At 41.8% G+C, this 17,257-nt stretch carries 16 protein-coding genes; 10 read left to right on the top strand and 6 right to left on the bottom strand.

All coding sequences use genetic code 11. From position 1 onward, the window contains the following. Positions 1-139 precede the first annotated feature (139 nt). The 5 genes from GW828_RS01315 (at position 140) to GW828_RS01335 (ending at position 5,302) form a co-directional block, all read left to right on the top strand. Positions 140-1,171, top strand: a complete 1,032-nt coding sequence (locus GW828_RS01315) for a Glu/Leu/Phe/Val dehydrogenase dimerization domain-containing protein (protein WP_273057100.1) — start codon at positions 140-142, stop codon at positions 1,169-1,171. A 196-nt stretch (positions 1,172-1,367) separates the two neighbouring features. Further along, on the top strand, positions 1,368-2,270 hold the full coding sequence (locus GW828_RS01320; RefSeq protein ID WP_273057098.1) for a UDP-2,3-diacylglucosamine diphosphatase: 903 nt from the start codon (positions 1,368-1,370) through the stop codon (positions 2,268-2,270). A 13-nt stretch (positions 2,271-2,283) separates the two neighbouring features. After that, on the top strand, positions 2,284-4,023 hold the full coding sequence (olsF, locus tag GW828_RS01325; RefSeq protein ID WP_273057096.1) for a bifunctional ornithine lipid synthase OlsF: 1,740 nt from the start codon (positions 2,284-2,286) through the stop codon (positions 4,021-4,023). Positions 4,024-4,127: 104 nt separating this feature from the next. Continuing rightward, positions 4,128-4,586, top strand: a complete 459-nt coding sequence (locus GW828_RS01330) for a CBS domain-containing protein (protein WP_182697138.1) — start codon at positions 4,128-4,130, stop codon at positions 4,584-4,586. A 371-nt stretch (positions 4,587-4,957) separates the two neighbouring features. Further along, positions 4,958-5,302: a hypothetical protein gene (locus tag GW828_RS01335; RefSeq protein WP_124015859.1), complete on the top strand. Its 345-nt coding sequence runs from the start codon at positions 4,958-4,960 to the stop codon at positions 5,300-5,302. Between the two features lie 46 nt (positions 5,303-5,348). On the opposite strand, the gene GW828_RS01340 is transcribed toward GW828_RS01335, so the two are convergent. After that, a complete protein-coding gene (locus GW828_RS01340) occupies positions 5,349-6,455 on the bottom strand; it encodes an energy transducer TonB (RefSeq protein ID WP_273057094.1) in 1,107 nt (368 codons plus the stop codon). A gap of 252 nt (positions 6,456-6,707) precedes the next feature. Between GW828_RS01340 and GW828_RS01345 the strand changes: the two genes are divergently transcribed. From GW828_RS01345 to GW828_RS01360, 4 genes are read left to right on the top strand one after another with little or no spacing between them, the layout of a single operon-like run. After that, positions 6,708-7,445 carry a DUF1538 domain-containing protein gene (locus tag GW828_RS01345; protein WP_124015857.1) on the top strand — a complete coding sequence of 246 codons (738 nt, stop codon included), beginning with the start codon at positions 6,708-6,710 and terminating at the stop codon, positions 7,443-7,445. 45 nt (positions 7,446-7,490) lie between these two features. Beyond that, the gene (locus GW828_RS01350) at positions 7,491-8,243 is read left to right on the top strand and encodes a DUF1538 domain-containing protein (protein ID WP_182722832.1); all 753 of its coding nucleotides are present in this window, start codon (positions 7,491-7,493) and stop codon (positions 8,241-8,243) included. 3 nt (positions 8,244-8,246) lie between these two features. Continuing rightward, positions 8,247-8,597 carry a P-II family nitrogen regulator gene (locus tag GW828_RS01355; protein WP_124015856.1) on the top strand — a complete coding sequence of 117 codons (351 nt, stop codon included), beginning with the start codon at positions 8,247-8,249 and terminating at the stop codon, positions 8,595-8,597. Further along, positions 8,594-8,995: a CBS domain-containing protein gene (locus GW828_RS01360; protein WP_124015855.1), complete on the top strand. Its 402-nt coding sequence runs from the start codon at positions 8,594-8,596 to the stop codon at positions 8,993-8,995. Before GW828_RS01355 ends, GW828_RS01360 begins: the two co-directional genes overlap by 4 nt. A 66-nt stretch (positions 8,996-9,061) precedes the next feature. Here the strand turns inward: GW828_RS01360 and GW828_RS01365 are convergent, their stop codons facing one another. The 5 genes from GW828_RS01365 to ppsA all read right to left on the bottom strand — a co-directional run bounded on the left by GW828_RS01365 (position 9,062) and on the right by ppsA (position 16,242). Continuing rightward, positions 9,062-9,466 carry an NUDIX hydrolase gene (locus GW828_RS01365; protein ID WP_273057090.1) on the bottom strand — a complete coding sequence of 135 codons (405 nt, stop codon included), beginning with the start codon at positions 9,464-9,466 and terminating at the stop codon, positions 9,062-9,064. Between the two features lie 217 nt (positions 9,467-9,683). Further along, complete coding sequence (locus GW828_RS01370) at positions 9,684-10,103, bottom strand: MarR family winged helix-turn-helix transcriptional regulator (RefSeq protein WP_124015853.1); 420 nt, start codon at positions 10,101-10,103, stop codon at positions 9,684-9,686. A gap of 120 nt (positions 10,104-10,223) precedes the next feature. Next, entirely contained in the window at positions 10,224-10,682 is a 459-nt protein-coding gene (locus GW828_RS01375) for a DUF1285 domain-containing protein (protein WP_273057087.1), read from the bottom strand. Between the two features lie 13 nt (positions 10,683-10,695). Next, positions 10,696-13,743 (bottom strand): D-2-hydroxyglutarate dehydrogenase YdiJ, encoded by a 3,048-nt coding sequence (gene ydiJ / locus GW828_RS01380; protein WP_273057374.1) that lies wholly within the window; start codon positions 13,741-13,743, stop codon positions 10,696-10,698. A gap of 129 nt (positions 13,744-13,872) precedes the next feature. Beyond that, positions 13,873-16,242: a phosphoenolpyruvate synthase gene (ppsA, locus tag GW828_RS01385; RefSeq protein ID WP_124016001.1), complete on the bottom strand. Its 2,370-nt coding sequence runs from the start codon at positions 16,240-16,242 to the stop codon at positions 13,873-13,875. A 126-nt stretch (positions 16,243-16,368) separates the two neighbouring features. Between ppsA and ppsR the strand changes: the two genes are divergently transcribed. Then, positions 16,369-17,181 (top strand): posphoenolpyruvate synthetase regulatory kinase/phosphorylase PpsR, encoded by an 813-nt coding sequence (ppsR, locus tag GW828_RS01390; protein WP_124015851.1) that lies wholly within the window; start codon positions 16,369-16,371, stop codon positions 17,179-17,181. The last annotated feature ends 76 nt before the right edge of the window (positions 17,182-17,257 follow it).

Consider the following 17,257-nt stretch of genomic DNA (forward strand, 5'->3'; position numbering starts at 1 on the left):
TAAATCATGCTTTGTTGAGAGTATCTCTAAATGCTATCTTGCTGCAATAAATATAACAAGCAGTCGTTAGCACCTTATGTACTCAATTGCATCAGGTGCCAAAACTTTACTTTAACAAGCTAGTAAACGGAGATGTCACGTGGCAGTTTTTAATCATGTTTCGTTCGATGAACACGAACAGGTGGTCTTTTGTCATGATAAGCAAAGTGGTTTAAAAGCCATCATTGCCGTACACAACACTAACCTCGGCCCAGCGGTAGGTGGTTGTCGTATGTGGAATTATCAATCGGATGATGAAGCTTTAACAGACGTATTACGCCTTTCTCGCGGTATGACTTATAAGAATGCATTGGCCGGTCTTACTATGGGTGGTGGTAAAGCGGTTATTATTGCCGATCCGAAAACCACCGACCGCGAAGCGTTATTTCTTGCATTCGGACGCTTTGTGAACAGTTTAGGCGGAAAATACTACTCAGCTGAAGATGTTGGTGTTTCAACGTCAGACATGATGATAGCCAATCGTGAAACTGAATTCGTAGCAGGTCTGGAAGGTAAATCAGGTGATCCATCACCTCTGACCGCCTTAGGTACTTACCTTGGTATTAAAGCTGCGATAAAACATCAACGAGGTATCGACAGCCTACAAGGCATTAAAGTGTCAGTGCAAGGAGTCGGTCACGTGGGTTACTACTTGTGTAAGCATTTACACCAAGCAGGCGCTGAGCTGATTGTAACCGACATTCATCAAGCTTCACTTGACCGTGTTGCTAGCGAATTTGGTGCAACTCTTGTCGCACCGCAAGATATCTATACCCAAGATGTTGATGTATATGCGCCATGCGCATTAGGTGCAACACTTAACGATACGACCTTACCATTACTCAAGGCCACCATAGTTGCCGGTTGTGCCAACAACCAGTTAGCTGAAGTTCGCCATGGTGAAAAACTCAAGCAAATGGGTATTTTGTATGCGCCAGATTATGTGATAAACGCTGGCGGTATTATCAATGTGTCGTTCGAGAAAAACTATGATGCTATAGCGTCAACCGCCAAAGTAGAACAGATTTACAATACGCTACTGACCATTTTTGAGCGTGCTGATGCTGAAGATCGCACCACAGGCTCAGTTGCAGATGAAATGGCTAAAGCGATTATCGACGCGGCTCGTTAATATCAATCATTAATATGCTTGATTAAGAGTGATTTTTACTCTGATGTACAAGGAAATCCTCAGGCATTTCCTTTTTTTATGACCCAACTTAAGCAGCAAGCTTAATCAAGTTGCAACAAATCGTTCACCTTAGCGTCAAATAACAGCCCTACTCTAAGTTAACACTGACGCAATCTGTGTATTAGGGTGAAGGCAGATGAACTCCCACAGCAATAAGAGTAACCAGCAACGCCAACCGTTATCTCATTTAACTACGTCTGGGAAAATCCAGCATTTTCATGCACTGTGGATTTCTGATGTGCATTTAGGCAGCATAGATTGCAAAGCAGAATTTTTATTACATTTTCTAAATCATAGCCAGTGCCAATATTTGTATCTGGTGGGCGATATTATTGATATTTGGGCATTAAAAAAACGGGTCTTTTGGCCAGAAAGTCATAACAACGTCATCCAGAAAATACTCGAACTGGCCAGTAATGGCACTCAAGTTATCTATATCCCCGGTAATCACGATGAAGCGTTTAAAAGCTACGCAGACAGTCACTTTAGAGGCATTACCCTCGCCAAACAGTATGTCCATCAGTCCATTAATGGCAAACGCTTTTTAATTCTTCATGGTGATCAATTTGACGCCCAAGTTTGTGTCAGCAGGATCTACGCTAAATTAGGTGACCATTTATATGATGTTTTACTTTGGTCAAACCGCCAATTACACAGTGTTAGAAGCCGCTTAGGATATCCGTATTGGTCATTAGCCAGCTATATAAAGCTGCGGGTCAATAAAGCCCAACAAGCCATTAATCAGTATCGAGATGCGGTACTTCGCTATTGTGCTAAACAACAGGTCGACATGGTTATCTGTGGTCATATCCATCAACCAGAGTTATCACAGCACACTATCAATAATCGCACTATCACCTATGCCAATGATGGCGACTGGGTCGAAAATTGCACCTTAATTGCTGAAACCCTGACGGGTAACGTGGAGTTGCTCAAGTGGGATGAACAAACGTTACAAGCAAAAGTTGTCAACACGATTTATTTCGGCGCTTCACAAACCGAGTTAATCATTACGCCTCAGCCCCAACACGTTGCATAAATAAGGCTAAAATATGATATTTTCTGTCGATAATGTAGTAGAAAAAAACCTGCCCAATGTGCATAACAAGCCTTGGTTAGCCGTGCCAACAAGAGCAATGTTGCGCTATTTACTGCATGAAAAGCAGTGTAACGACATGGCCAATGAACACGCGCATTTATCCGGCGTCGATTTTGTTGAACAAATTCTTGCATGTTTAAATTTCAGTTACAGTGTCCCTAATAACGAAATTGAAAATATTCCTATCGAAGGTCGTGTGGTGATCTATGCTAATCACCCTATTGGTTCGTTAGACGCATTAGCGTTAATCAAATTAATTAGCCAAGTTAGACCAGACATAAAAGTCGTTGCCAATGAATTACTCATGGCCATTAAGCCACTGCATTCAATTTTATTGCCAGTACGCAATATGACTGGCGGTACGCCGAAACAACACTTAAATGAAATCCATCATCACCTTAACAACGAAGGTGCGGTGTTAATTTTCCCCTCTGGTGAAGTATCACGCTTGCGCCCTACAGGCGTAACAGACTTACATTGGCACAGTGGTTTTTTGAAAATGGCCCGCGCGTGTAATGCACCGCTTTTACCTATATTTGTTGATGCAAAAAACTCAGCCACATTTTATGGTGCATCAATGATCTACAAACCATTAGCCACCTTGCTGCTGGTTAAAGAAATGTTTAAGCAGATGGACCATGTGATGCCGGTGAGAATTGGTCAATTAATTGCCAAGGAAGTGGTCGGCAGCCAAGACTTCCCCCTTAAAACCAAAGTAAAACTGCTTAAAAATCATTTATACCGCATTGGTAAAAATCGCAGCCCATTATTTATAACTCAGAATGCCATTGCCCATCCAGAAAAACGCAGTGAGCTTCAACAAGCGCTACAACAATGTGAATTACTGGGGCAGACCCAAGACAACAAACAAATCTATTTATACAAGCATAGTCAAAGCAGTGCGATTATGCGTGAGATTGGCAGGCTTCGTGAAATTGCATTTAGAGCGGTGGGCGAAGGTACAGGTAAGCGACGTGATACCGACAAATATGATAATCATTACTACCATTTAGTATTATGGGACAAGGATGAGTTAGAGATTGTTGGCTCTTACCGTTTTGCCAGTGCCAAAATGCTACATGAAACCATTGGTAAAAATAGCCTCTATAGTCAGTCATTATTTGAATACCACGATGCGTTTGCTCCCTATTTTGACCAAGGACTCGAGCTTGGACGCAGTTTTGTGCAACCTAAATATTGGGGGCGTCGTAGCTTAGAATATTTATGGCAAGGTATTGGGGCATTTTTAATTAACAATCCCCAGTATCGTTTCCTCTTTGGTCCAGTATCATTAAGCGACAATTTACCCGTACAAGCCAAAGAAATGTTGGTGTTTTTTTATAAACATCAATTTGCTACTCAAGATGTTTTAGCCCGCTCATTTAATTCATATCAATTCACTGACGAACGTCAGCATCAATTACACCAGCTATTTAATGGCAGTGACTATGCTGAAAACTTTAAAATACTCAAACGGACACTTGCAAATATGGCTGTATCAGTACCGACACTATTTAAGCAATATGGTGAACTGTGTGATAACCAAGGCGTTCAGTTTTTAGACTTTGGTATTGATGCAGAGTTTGGTGACTGTATCGATGGTTTAGTGTTAGTCGATATCCATCAATTAAAACCGATTAAATATCAAAAATATTTAGCGGGGCATTTACCCGAAAACAAAATTGCATCGTGAGCAAATCGCGCACTAACCTGAGTAAGCAACTGTCATTGGCCGTTAAATGATTGTTACACTGATATTTATCTGATATAAAAGAATAAATATGTGGAGAATCGCTTATGACAACTTCTACCGAAATGCTGACAGAGACATTATCAGATAGCACGACTAACCGTATCAGTGTCTCGGACATCATGACAACTCGAGTGGTTACCATAGAAATGGATGATCGGCTGGTACTTGCCAAAGAAATTTTCGACAATGTCAGCTTTCACCATTTGCTCGTGGTTGATAACGAGAAATTGAGTGGCATCTTGTCTCATCGGGACTTTTTACGGGCGCTTAGTCCTAATATTGGTACTGCAGCTGAACTCATTCGAGACACAGAAACCCTGCAAAAAAGGGTTCATCAAGTCATGACTCACAACCCGATCACTATTGCCCCTCATTGCGATATTAACCAAGCAACTAAAATGATTCTAGACAATGATATAGGCTGCTTACCTGTATTAGAAAACAACATCATTGTCGGTATTATTACTTGGAAAGATCTATTAAATGCCTATTGCGTTCGATAAATTCTGATGACCATCTCGATGAAGCGATGACTAATTTTAGCAATCAACGTGATAGCAAAATCTAATTAACCCTCCAGATATACTACTCGTAATGCTGCGGTTTGAATTATGCTTGTCGTCGCTTTTTTACCCCTAACTTAATTGCTTATTGTGCCACTCCCGGCACGCTTAATTCATCATAGATAGCTAATATTAGAGTGTACATAAAACCCATTTTTGCAACCGAATCTGTAAAAAATAAATATTATTAAGCTGGCCAACTAGATAGCTACATTTCGTAAATTGTTCATATTTATATGCTGGAAAATGTCACATTACTCTGCTTTTATTGTACACAGGGCTCGCGAGTATCATGTGATAAGGACGGCATTATGATTAAGTTTACTTACCATCTCAATCAAGACAATATTGAGCTACAAGCAAGTAATTGGTGTGGACTAGAGCGGGTATTTATTAACGGCAAAGTCGTGTCACGAAAATTCAACTTTGGCCTACAAAGTATGCATGACGTGCTGCTTAATAATGGTAAAAAATGCCGATTCCAATTAATTGTTGATCCACAGACAGAATTAGTCTCGTGCCGTATTTATAAACAAAACCAACTCGTTACTATTTTAAAGCAAGGCAAAAAACAGCTACAAAAAAGCCAGTTTCTGATTGAAACTAGCTTTGTTGTCTTGTGCATTGCCATGTTGAGCGTGTATTGGCTGAGTTAACTAAACATATCTAATGGGATTAGTATAAAACCAGCTGATTGAGCTATTAACCTATAGTGAACTCAAGCTGGACAGTAGACTTTGCTTCTGTTGGCTTGCCATCAACAAATTTAGGTGCATAACGCCACTGGCTAAGTGCTTCTATCGATTCTTTTTCAAACTGGACACCACCTTTAGAGTCAATAATCTCCGGCGATTTAACAAAGCCATTTGCATCAACCGTAAACTCAACTTTCACCCAACCAGATTTTCTTCTTTGGGCATATGATTGAGGGTAATTAGGTGGTTTTCTAAATAACGGGGTTTGTTCTTGTTGGTCATTCCATGGAGTCATTTTACCAATTGCAACGCAATGCTCAGTAGCTTTATCGCCAAGGCCTTTTTGTTCATACAGTTTCACTAACAAGGCATGCGCACGAAGCTCATAGGGATGACTATAAGGCAATGCCTGATATTGTTTGATAACTTCAACTAAATTGTCGATAGCTTTAGTTGGCTTACCCATAGCTTCATATAACGCACCAGCTAGGTAAGTAGCATCAACTCGTTTTATGGCATCTTCTGGTAATTTACGGCTATAAATATCATAAGCATCAAACGCAAAATCTCTCACTTTACGAGTATAATACTCGGTGCGTGATAAGCGATGAAACGCGATGAGTTTCACTTCGGCAACCGTCAACTGATTGTCAGCTTTATCAGCAATCTCAATTGCTTCAAATAATAACGTTTTTGCGTATTTATCATCTGTTGTCGATTCAGCTAACCCAACCAAAGGATCAATTAACTCGATGCCATTATCCGTCACGTTTTCACGGTATACGGCTAATGCAGATGTAAATAATTGATGCGCCTTAAGTGTCGCTTCATCTTCAATAACACGGCCCTGATTGTTGTTCTTTGGTTCAACCATTAACGCATTTGCATAATTGATGGCTAACTTAGCGCTATCAAAGCTATCTTGACCAAACTTGATTTGGCCTAACTCATAGGCTTGTTGCGCATATTTAAGCGTATCTTGGTTATTGTGGCTTTCAAGAGAAACATTGTATTGCTGGTAAGCTTGAGAAAAACTATCTATATCGGTAGGTTCTGCATAAGCAAACTGACTCACAAACGCCGCGGCTATTGATATACGTAAAAGTGTTTTCATTACTGTCTAAATCCTTTTTATTTTTTATCCTTGGCCCTTTGTCATTCTTTGCACAATGTGAGCCATTATCGATATCGTAAACAGTTTGGATCATTTTTATGACTCACGTCAACTTAATGAAAACTTTTGTAAACAATATGTTGTTTAATCTCTCTTAATTGGCAAACTGAATGACGCCGCCTACGATGGTATAGGCCCATATAATAACACCGGCACCAATGTTAATAATGACCAAAAACTACAGGAGCCAAGATGTCAGCCATCATGAAATTGCTCCACGCCATGCTAAGCAGTTTTAAAGATCTTATTCCGATTATCTTAGTGGTCAGTTTTTTTGAACTATTTGTACTTCATCAAGCACCGGCAGAACTTGGCTCTATTCTTGTGGGGATAGTGTTTGTTGTATTAGGCTTGACCTTTTTTGTCTTTGGTTTAGAAATGGGCTTATTTCCTATAGGCGAATCACTTGCAGAAGCCCTGGCCCGAAAAGGCAGTGTATTTTGGTTAATTATTTTCTCTTTCTCATTAGGTTTTGGGACCACATTAGCAGAGCCAGCACTGACTGCCGTGGCAAACGAAGCCGCACAGGTTGCCGCTGACGCTGGCGCCATAGAATCCAATGAACAAGCAATGAGCTCATATTCCATGGGATTAAGGTTAACTGTTGCCGTTTCGGTTGGGCTCGCGATTTTACTGGGGGTGATCCGTATCCTTAAAGGTTGGCCAATTCATTACCTTATTATTGGCGGTTACGTATTGGTGATGATCCTTACCAGCTTTGCTCCAGCTAATATCATAGGTATTGCTTATGACTCTGGCGGCGTTACCACATCGACCATTACGGTTCCGTTAGTCACCGCACTTGGCGTTGGCTTAGCCAGCGTCATTAAAGGCCGAAATCCGATGATTGATGGCTTTGGTTTGATTGCTTTTGCTAGCCTTAGTCCGATGATTTTTGTATTGCTGTACGGCATGGTATTTTTAAATTAAGTAGTATCATCAAAAGAAGAAGGCGTACATTTGTTTAATGAACTGATGTCCACTCTGTTACTGACCGCTCGCGATGTGATCCCCATTGCGGTGATTTTGTTTGGCTTTCAATTAGGCGTACTAAAACGTCCCGTTAGCCAATGGCGCAAAGTACTACTCGGCTTTGTGTATGTCATTATTGGGCTAACATTTTTCTTAGTAGGCTTACAACTTGCGCTATTCCCTATTGGTGAAAGCATGGCCAATCAACTCACCACCAGCGCATTTTTACATCCTGACGGTAATAATACGCCGTTCATTTGGCAAGACTATTTTTGGGTGTATGTATTTGCTGCAGCAATAGGTTTTAGTACCACAATTGCTGAGCCCTCACTCATAGCTGTGGCCATTAAAGCTAACCAAGTGTCCGGTGGCACCATAGGCATTCAAGGTTTGCGAATGTCAGTGGCACTTGGAGTCGCTATCGGCATCACTTTAGGCTGTTTTCGCATTGTGGTTGGCGACCCCATTCATTACTACATTATGGCCGGCTACGTGGTAGTGGTGATCCAAACATTTTACGCCCCTAAAATGATTGTGCCATTAGCCTATGACTCCGGAGGCGTAACAACCTCTACTGTGACTGTCCCGCTTGTCGCCGCATTAGGCCTTGGGCTTGCCACTAATGTTGAAGGGCGTAATCCATTGATTGATGGGTTTGGTTTGATCGCCTTTGCCAGCTTATTTCCGATGATCACTGTGATGGGCTATGCCCAAGTGGTTGATTACTTATCAAAACGAAAAGCCATTAAGGAGTAACCTATGCGCTTTAAATTAATTGTCGCCTTTGTCGATGATGACTGTACCGACAAGGTACTCGATGCAGCGCGTATCGCTGGCGCAACTGGCGCTACGGTAATTAATCATGCCCGAGGTGAAGGATTAGAAAAAAAGAAAACCTTTATGGGACTGACCTTAGATGTGCAGCGGGATGTGATCTTATGGCTGGTAGAAGAACACATGAGTCGGCATATTCTAGAAACTATTGCAAAAGTAGGTGAATTTGACACCAATTCTGGTAAAGGTATTGCGATTCAAATTGATGTTGAAGATGCCGTTGGTGTGGCGCATCAAGTTGAAAAGCTAAGTAAAGACATTGAGGATCAAATATGAGTAGCACAATCCCGACCCGCAATCGCGATGTGATGAATAACCATTACGCTATGATCGATGGAATGCATACGGTAGCAGAAGCCATTGAAGTTGCCGTCAGTAAAAAAGTGAATATTTTAGTGGTCAATAAGCGCAATGAACATGACGAATATGGCATGGTATTAATGAGTGATATTGCCCGAAAAGTTTTAGCCAGGGACAAATCACCTGAGCGCACCAACATTTATGAAATCATGATTAAACCGGTATTTGCTGTTTCTGCAGACATGGATGTGCGCTATACCGCACGCTTATTTGAACGTTTCAATATAAACAAAGCTCCAGTGATTGAATCTGGTAATATTTTAGGCTTTGTCGCTTACGATGACATAGTATTAAAAGGAATGTTCAACCCATAATCTTATGCCAATGTATTGTTAATTGATTGACGATAAAGATAACCACTGTTGTGAGCCCTAGCGGTATTAGAAGGCAGCACTTGTCACCACACCACTAAAAGCTAAACACTCATTGATTCGCTGTTGTTGCACTGCAGATAGATCGGCAACAGCGAAATAAGCATATTCACTGTGTTCATCACTTAAGATAATTTGAGCCGACTCTGGTAGCTCACAACGAAAGATAAACGCTTGAGATTGATAAGCACTGTGAAAGTACACCCCAGAGAGATAATTTATCGTCACAGCATAACCCAGCTCTTCCATACATTCACGCTGCAGCGCCTGATGTATGGTTTCATTAGGATCAAGCCCACCACCGGGTAAACCCCAATGTTTATTTCCATAATTGGCTTTTAACAACAGCACTTGTCCATCGTCATTGGTGATCACCGCATGGGAACTGAGTCTAAATAAATCGTTAAAAGCCATGATGGTTTTCTCATTAGAAATAGATATGGTTACTGGCTAACTTCCATTCAATAAATGAATAAATGATCATCGCGATAAATGATGTACAAAAATGGGGGGTTGCAAAATACCTTGGTTGATCCTTGTTGCTCGCCATTTAGCTATTGCAGGATAGAAACTGACAATCATCATTTTGCCTCGGTGGAGCCCTATGGTCTTAGTAATCAAAAACAATATGTTATTGGTTAAATTTATTCACTTTATTCAACAAACGCATAAACTCGTGCTGCTCAGAATCTGTCAGCGCTTCTAAAAATCGTTCATTAACCCACGCAGCCTCGTGAAGTAAATCTTGTTGTAACGCTTTACCGTTGTCGGTTAAAAATATTTGAAATGCACGGCGGTTGTCTGCTTCTTGATGACGGGTAATAAACCCCTGAACTTGCAGATGGTCGAGCAGACGGGTCATGGTGTAATTGGCCACATCACAACGTTTAGAAAGCTCAGTTTGACTTAAGCCCTCTTCTTGCCACAAGGTAAACAATACCGGCCAAAGTTTACTGTCTAAATCGTAGCGCTTTAAGCGCGTATCGATTTCTTGCTGCAAAGCAATATTCAGATGAGAAATCAGGTAACTTAAACTTTCAAAGCGTTTCAAATGAAACCTCCTACATCGTCAGTGGGATGTTTTGGCCCTATTACCATATTGGCCTATACAGCAGCTAACCACACTTGAACATGTTTACATTACCATCTCTATACGTTAAAAAAAGCGCTTTTAGTCAAAAGATAAATATTCATTAATATAACGATAGTAGCAGGCTCGACTCAATTGCCCGACCAAGCCGCGGACTAATAGTACATATATACCATTATCGGTGACTATGATATCAGCACGATCAACAACAGAATGCTGTTTACCTATGCTATTGGTAAATATCAGCTTAATACTATCATTAACATTATTAGCAGCAACAGAATTAGCTTGATAGTCCACCAGCAGTAAAGGATATGTCTCAACAGAGACTCTCACCTTCTCCACCGGAGTCATTAAGAAATACTCGCCATCGATACAATGTAAAATACTGCTGAATAAAGCCGCAAATTTTGCGGGCAACGGACTGTCTAAATATAACCAATCGCCATTAGCTTGGATGTGAAACAGTGCATCATCATTGCACAGCGCCACTCCATCTGGCTGAGTAAACGAAGCTAATGCTGCTGTTTCATCTGTCATTATGCTGATACCTTTATGCCATTAACTTAAGCAAGGCTTCAATTGGGTGCTGAGGTTTAAAACCTGCAAAGCGCTTAACTTGACTACGACAAGAATAGCCCGACACCAAAACTTGACTTTGTTCAGCTATTTTTTCAATGCTAGGTTGCCAAGACATTTCAAACAGTTTTTCAGAGCGTTCAAGGTTTTCAAGTTCATGGCCATAGGTGCCAGCCATCCCACAACAGCCTAAATTAACACTGCTCAAGTTTGCGCCAAAATGACTAAAAATGGCTTTCCATTCATTAGCGGTATTAGGCTTTGCGGTAGATTCTGTACAATGACTAAACCAGGTATATTGTGGCGCATCATTGGCTAACGTTGTCGCTTCTTTTCGATTTGCAACAACATCCATTAACCATTCATTGGCTAATAGCACCTCAAAGGGACCACGGCGCATGCCGAGGGCTTCTTTATACTCATCGCGATAACACAATACCAAAGCAGGGTCTAAGCCGACCATCGGCATACCAAGGGCATGTACACGGTTTAAGAAATCAGCACTGTTTTGCGCTGTTTTGGCAAACTTGTCTAAAAAGCCTTTTATATGGGTCGGTTTACCATTGGGTTTAAATGGCAGTAAAACCGGCTTAAAGCCGAGCTTTTCGATTAATTGAATAAAGCGATAAACTAAGTCAGCATCATAAAAGCTGTTAAACGGGTCTTGTACAACTAGCACATACTGATTGCGCTGGTCTTCTGGGATGGTGTACAAAGAATCCAAATCATAACCACGACTAGAATGCCCGTCTAAACGCTGTTTAAGTGTCGGCACAGATAGTTTGGGGGCATCAACATACCCAATCGCTTTTTTAATCACCCATTTACTCAACGGATTTTGCGAAGCTAAATTAGTCAATTTAGGCATAGCAGCCATTAACGGCAATGAATCTTCGATACCTGCAACCAGATAATCTTTAGCCGGACGCAAATAACGTTTGTAGTAAATATTGAAAAACTGCGCCCTAAACTTTGGTACATCGACCTTAACCGGACACTGACCTGAACAAGCTTTACAGGCTAAACAGCCTTTAAGAGATTCCATGACTTCGTGCGAGTAGTCATAATCACGTTGGTTATTTAAGGTATTTTGAGTACGTTGCATCCAGCCAAGTGGCTTCGACTTTGCCAGCGCGTCAACATCAACGCCTTCAGCTTCAAGCAAACGTAACCATTCACGCATTAACCCGGCACGCCCTTTTGGTGATTGTACTCGATCACCAGTGACCTTAAACGACGGACACATAGGCGAATAGCTGCTGTAGTTAAAACACAATCCATTACCATTACAGTTCATCACGTCAGGAAAAGCATTACGCACTTGCACTGGGATTTGTCTATCGAAACTGCCACGTTTGGCACTGTCAACATTAAACAGTAGTGGGCCAGATTGAGGTGGCGCGACTAATTTACCAGGGTTTAAGCGATTGTCAGGGTCAAATAATCCTTTAATCTGTTCAAGTACTCCGTAGAGTTCTTCGCCAAACACCGCGGGGCCATATTCACCGCGAACCCCTTTTCCGTGTTCGCCCCACATTAAACCGCCATATTTTAGCGTTAATGCAGCCACTTGATCAGATATCACTTTGAGTAATTGTTCATCGGCGACATCGCACATATCAAGCGCCGGACGCACATGAAGTACGCCTGCATCGACATGACCAAACATGCCGTACTGCAAATTATGGCTATCAAGCAGTGCCCGAAACTCCATAATATAGTCGGCTAAGTGTTCTGGTGGCACAGCGGTATCTTCAGCAAAGGCTAGCGGCTTACGAGTGCCTTTGGTGGCACCTAATAAGCCAACGGCTTTTTTACGCATCGCGTAAATACTGTCAATATCACTTCTGTCGGTAATGATTTGAAAACCGACTAAACCAAACTGAGGTTGACTGAGTTGTCCGCTGAGCATTTCTTCTAATAGGGCAACTTTATGTTTAACTTCATCATCTTCACCAGCAAATTCAACCATGTTAAGACCTTCGATGATCTTATTCGGTACGGCTTTAATGTGATCGGCCACCGAGTGCCAAATAATGTCTTCGCGAGCAAGGTTAAGTACCTTGGAATCAACAGTCTCAACAACTGTGGCACTGGCTTTAACTAATGATGGGGCATGACGTAACGCTGACTCAAAGGAGTCATACTTAATATTCACCATCATGCGCGTTTTCGGTAATGGCGTTAGATTCAGCTTGGTTTCGGTGATCACCGCCAGCGTCCCTTCGGAGCCAGCTAAAATGCGCGATAAATCAAACTGGCTTAGGTCGTCATTCCACACGTGCTTTAAATCATAACCAGTTAAAAATCGGTTCAATTTAGGGAAACGTTCAATAATGGTGTCACGTTTTTGTAAGCATAAAGCTGCTACTTGGCTAGCAATGGCATTGCCAAGTTGATTAGCAGCAAAAGGGTGTTGATCAACTTTGTCATGATCTATCGGCGTAGTAGTGAGTACACTGCCATCAATGAGAACACTGGTCAGTCCTAACACATGATCCGATGTTTTACCGTAAACCAGTGACCCCGCACCAGAGGCATCGGTGTTAACCATGCCGCCAACTGTCGCGCGGTTTGACGTAGATAAATCTGGACTAAAAAAGAAGCCGTGCGGGCGCAAAGCATCATTCAACGCATCTTTGACTACGCCTGCTTGTACCCTAGCCCAACCCTCTTTGACATTAATCTCGAGTACTTGGTTCATGTGCCGCGACACATCTAAAATCAAGCCGTGGGTTAATGACTGGCCATTAGTTCCCGTTCCACCGCCGCGCGCACTGAAAGTCACAGCTTTGTATTGAGGTTGCGCCGCTAACGATAATACCAACTCGACATCTTGTTGATGTAAAGGATAAATCACCGCTTGTGGCAAAAATTGATACACAGAATTATCGGTTGCCTGAATAAGCCGCGCACTGTAGCGCTTGTCTATTTCACCTTCAAACTCGCTTTGCTCCAGCGCGTCAAGATACTCAAGATAGATAGGTTCTAATGTTTGTTTATGTGATAGTAAAGGTAACATAGAGGACTTATTATTTATTGGCATATTGCAGCCATTATAAACAAAAAAAAGCCGCTAAAAAGCGGCTTTTCTAACAACTTGATAAAATTGCATGTTAGGCAGACAATCCACCAGCAATTTTAGCATAATTTAGCCATGAGCTTCAGCTAAATATAACCAAGTATCGATAACGGTATCAGGATTAAGCGATACAGAATCAATACCTTGCTCAACTAACCATGCAGCAAAATCAGAATGGTCTGAAGGACCTTGACCACAAATACCGACGTAAGCACCTTTCGCTTTAGCCGCTTTAATCGCCATGGCTAATAATGCTTTAACCGCATCATTACGCTCATCAAACAAGTGACTGATGATTCCTGAGTCACGATCAAGCCCTAATGTTAACTGAGTTAAATCGTTTGAACCGATAGAAAAACCATCAAAATGCTCAAGGAACTGATCAGCTAGCAAGGCGTTTGATGGTAGTTCACACATCATGATAACGCGTAAGCCATCTTTACCGCGCTCTAAGCCTTGTTCTTTTAGTAACTCAATAACTTGAGATGCTTCGTTTACGGTACGCACAAACGGGATCATCACTTCAACATTGGTTAAGCCCATTTGATTACGAACACGTTTAATCGCTTCACATTCGAGCGCGAAACAATCGCGGAATGATTCAGAAATATAACGGCTCGCACCACGGAAGCCCAACATTGGATTTTCTTCATCTGGCTCGTAACGATCACCACCGACTAAGTTTGCATACTCGTTAGACTTAAAGTCTGACATACGTACGATAACTTTCTTCGGATAAAAAGCCGATGCGATAGTCGCGATACCTTCAACTAGACGCGCAACATAAAACTCAACTGGCGAGTCATACCCAGCGATCATTTCATTAATTTCGGTCTGTAGCTCAGCAGTTTGGCCATTGAAGTCAAGCAACGCTTTAGGATGGATACCAATCATGCGGTTAATGATAAACTCTAAACGCGCTAAACCCACACCTTCGTTAGGTAAACGAGCAAAGTCAAATGCACGATCAGGGTTACCCACGTTCATCATAATTTTCATTGGTAAAGGCGGTAAGGTATCAACACGGTTAGTGACGATTTCAAACTCTTGTTTACCCGAGAAAATTAAGCCAGTATCACCTTCAGCACAAGATACGGTAACTATGTCGCCAGTCTTAATGCGGTCAGTCACATCACCACAACCTACAACAGCAGGAACACCTAGTTCACGTGCAATAATCGCAGCATGGCAAGTACGGCCACCACGGTTGGTTACAATCGCACTAGCACGTTTCATGATAGGTTCCCAATCTGGGTCTGTCATGTCAGTCACTAACACATCACCTGGCTCAATTTGATCCATCTGGTCAATAGAGGTTAATACCTTGGCGACACCAGTACCAATCTTATGGCCAATAGCACGACCTTCACAGATCACCTCACCTTTGGTTTTTAAGTGATAACGTTCAATTAACTGCACATCTTCACGGCTACGAACGGTTTCTGGACGAGCTTGGACAATATATAACTTTCCGTCGTTACCGTCTTTGGCCCATTCGATATCCATTGCACGACCATAATGCTTTTCAATCACCATGGCTTGCTTAGCAAGCTCCATGACTTCTTCATCATTAATCGAGAATACACGACGTTGCTCTGCAGCAACGTCTTCAATTTTAACTTGCTTACCATGGCCGGCATCATCAGAGTAAACCATCTGAATCAACTTACTGCCGATGTTACGACGCACAACAGCCTGATGGCCTTGCGCTAAAATAGGTTTGTGCACATAGAATTCATCAGGGTTAACAGCACCTTGTACAACCATTTCACCTAAACCAAAAGATGAAGTGATAAATACGACGTCATTATTACCTGACTCAGTGTCCATAGTGAACATCACCCCAGATGCGGCTTTGTCTGAACGGACCATACGTTGTACGCCAGCAGATAAAGCGACACCTTGATGTTCATAACCTTGGTGGACACGGTAAGAAATTGCACGGTCGTTAAACAGTGATGCGTATACATGCTTAATTGCCAGCATGACAGCATCGAACCCTTTAACGTTGAGGAAAGTTTCTTGTTGACCAGCAAAAGATGCATCAGGCATATCTTCAGCAGTGGCTGAAGAACGCACAGCAAATGATGCTTCTTTCGTTTCGCTCGACAATTGCTCGTAAGCTTCGCGAATCGCGTCTTCTAATGCGGGTTGAAATGGGGTTTCAATAACCCATTGTCTGATCTGGGCACCTACTTTTGCCAGTTCATTGACATCATCAACATCCAATGTCGCCAGAATGTCAAAAATTTTCTGGTTAACTCCACTTTGTTCAAGGAACTCATTGAACGCATGAGAGGTCGTTGCAAAACCGCCAGGAACTTGAACCCCTGCATTAGCCAGATTGCTGATCATCTCACCAAGGGATGCGTTTTTACCGCCAACCTTGTTTACATCACCCATGCCTAATTCTTGATACCAGAGTACGTATTGCTGCACAGTTTTATCTCCGCAAGTTTTTATTTCAGTGGCCACTTCACACGAGGGCAATAGCATCTTACACTCCCATACAACACGCGTAAATCTATAATTTTATTTGTAATTTTATTACTACAAGAGGTCAGAATGACACCAAAAGTATTCTACATTTCAGATGGGACCGCGATCACAGCTGAGGTTTTTGGGCATGCGGTGCTTTCGCAATTTCCCATAGAATTTGAAGCACTTACGATTCCGTTTGTGGAAACGATTCAGAAAGCACAAAAAGTGAAGCAACAAATAAATGATTGTTTTATTACAACAGGTGTAAGACCACTTGTGTTCCACTCAATCATTAATCCGGAAATCCGCAATGTGATTTTTTCAAGCGAATGTGTCGATTATGACTTTTTGAATACCTTTGTCGCGCCATTAGAACAACACTTGGGCGTGCAAGCGAAGCCTTTATTGCATCGAACTCATGGTAAAAGTAACCACGGTTACGAAACTCGTATAGATGCGATTAACTACACAATGGAAAACGACGATGGCCAAACCATGAAACACATGGATAAAGCCGATATCATTTTATTGGGCGTATCTCGCTGTGGTAAAACACCCTCCAGTTTATATCTGTCGATGCAGTTTGGTATAAAGGCTGCAAACTACCCGTTTACTGAAGATGATATGGATAACCTTCAGCTACCTGAGGCATTAAAACGCAATAAATCCAAATTATTTGGCTTAACAATCGACCCCCATCGTTTGCATGAAATTCGTCAAAGCCGAATGGAAAACAGCCGTTACTCATCATTAAGACAATGCAAGCTTGAAGTGAAAGAAGTGGAAATGATGTATAAAAAAGAACGTATCCCCTTTGTGAATACCACCAATCATTCGGTTGAAGAAATTGCCACAAAAATTATTGATATAACCGGTTTAGAACGTCACATGTTCTAATTTATAAACAATAAAATACGCTGTAAATAGGCTTTCAAACCCAGACTGACTCGCTTAATTCGGGTAAGCCGTTTAC

This window comes from Shewanella vesiculosa, from assembly GCF_009994065.1.
GTDB lineage: Bacteria > Pseudomonadota > Gammaproteobacteria > Enterobacterales > Shewanellaceae > Shewanella > Shewanella vesiculosa.

Bases quoted from the DNA above. Each gene is read 5' to 3' on its own strand.
- GW828_RS01320 (WP_273057098.1), top strand. From the start codon at position 1,368: ATGAACTCCCACAGCAATAAGAGTAACCAGCAACGCCAACCGTTATCT.
- olsF (WP_273057096.1), top strand. From the start codon at position 2,284: ATGATATTTTCTGTCGATAATGTAGTAGAAAAAAACCTGCCCAATGTG.
- GW828_RS01330 (WP_182697138.1), top strand. From the start codon at position 4,128: ATGACAACTTCTACCGAAATGCTGACAGAGACATTATCAGATAGCACG.
- GW828_RS01335 (WP_124015859.1), top strand. From the start codon at position 4,958: ATGATTAAGTTTACTTACCATCTCAATCAAGACAATATTGAGCTACAA.
- GW828_RS01340 (WP_273057094.1), bottom strand. From the start codon at position 6,455: ATGAAAACACTTTTACGTATATCAATAGCCGCGGCGTTTGTGAGTCAG.
- GW828_RS01345 (WP_124015857.1), top strand. From the start codon at position 6,708: ATGTCAGCCATCATGAAATTGCTCCACGCCATGCTAAGCAGTTTTAAA.
- GW828_RS01350 (WP_182722832.1), top strand. From the start codon at position 7,491: ATGTCCACTCTGTTACTGACCGCTCGCGATGTGATCCCCATTGCGGTG.
- GW828_RS01355 (WP_124015856.1), top strand. From the start codon at position 8,247: ATGCGCTTTAAATTAATTGTCGCCTTTGTCGATGATGACTGTACCGAC.
- GW828_RS01360 (WP_124015855.1), top strand. From the start codon at position 8,594: ATGAGTAGCACAATCCCGACCCGCAATCGCGATGTGATGAATAACCAT.
- GW828_RS01365 (WP_273057090.1), bottom strand. From the start codon at position 9,466: ATGGCTTTTAACGATTTATTTAGACTCAGTTCCCATGCGGTGATCACC.
- GW828_RS01375 (WP_273057087.1), bottom strand. From the start codon at position 10,682: ATGACAGATGAAACAGCAGCATTAGCTTCGTTTACTCAGCCAGATGGA.
- ydiJ (WP_273057374.1), bottom strand. From the start codon at position 13,743: ATGTTACCTTTACTATCACATAAACAAACATTAGAACCTATCTATCTT.
- ppsR (WP_124015851.1), top strand. From the start codon at position 16,369: ATGACACCAAAAGTATTCTACATTTCAGATGGGACCGCGATCACAGCT.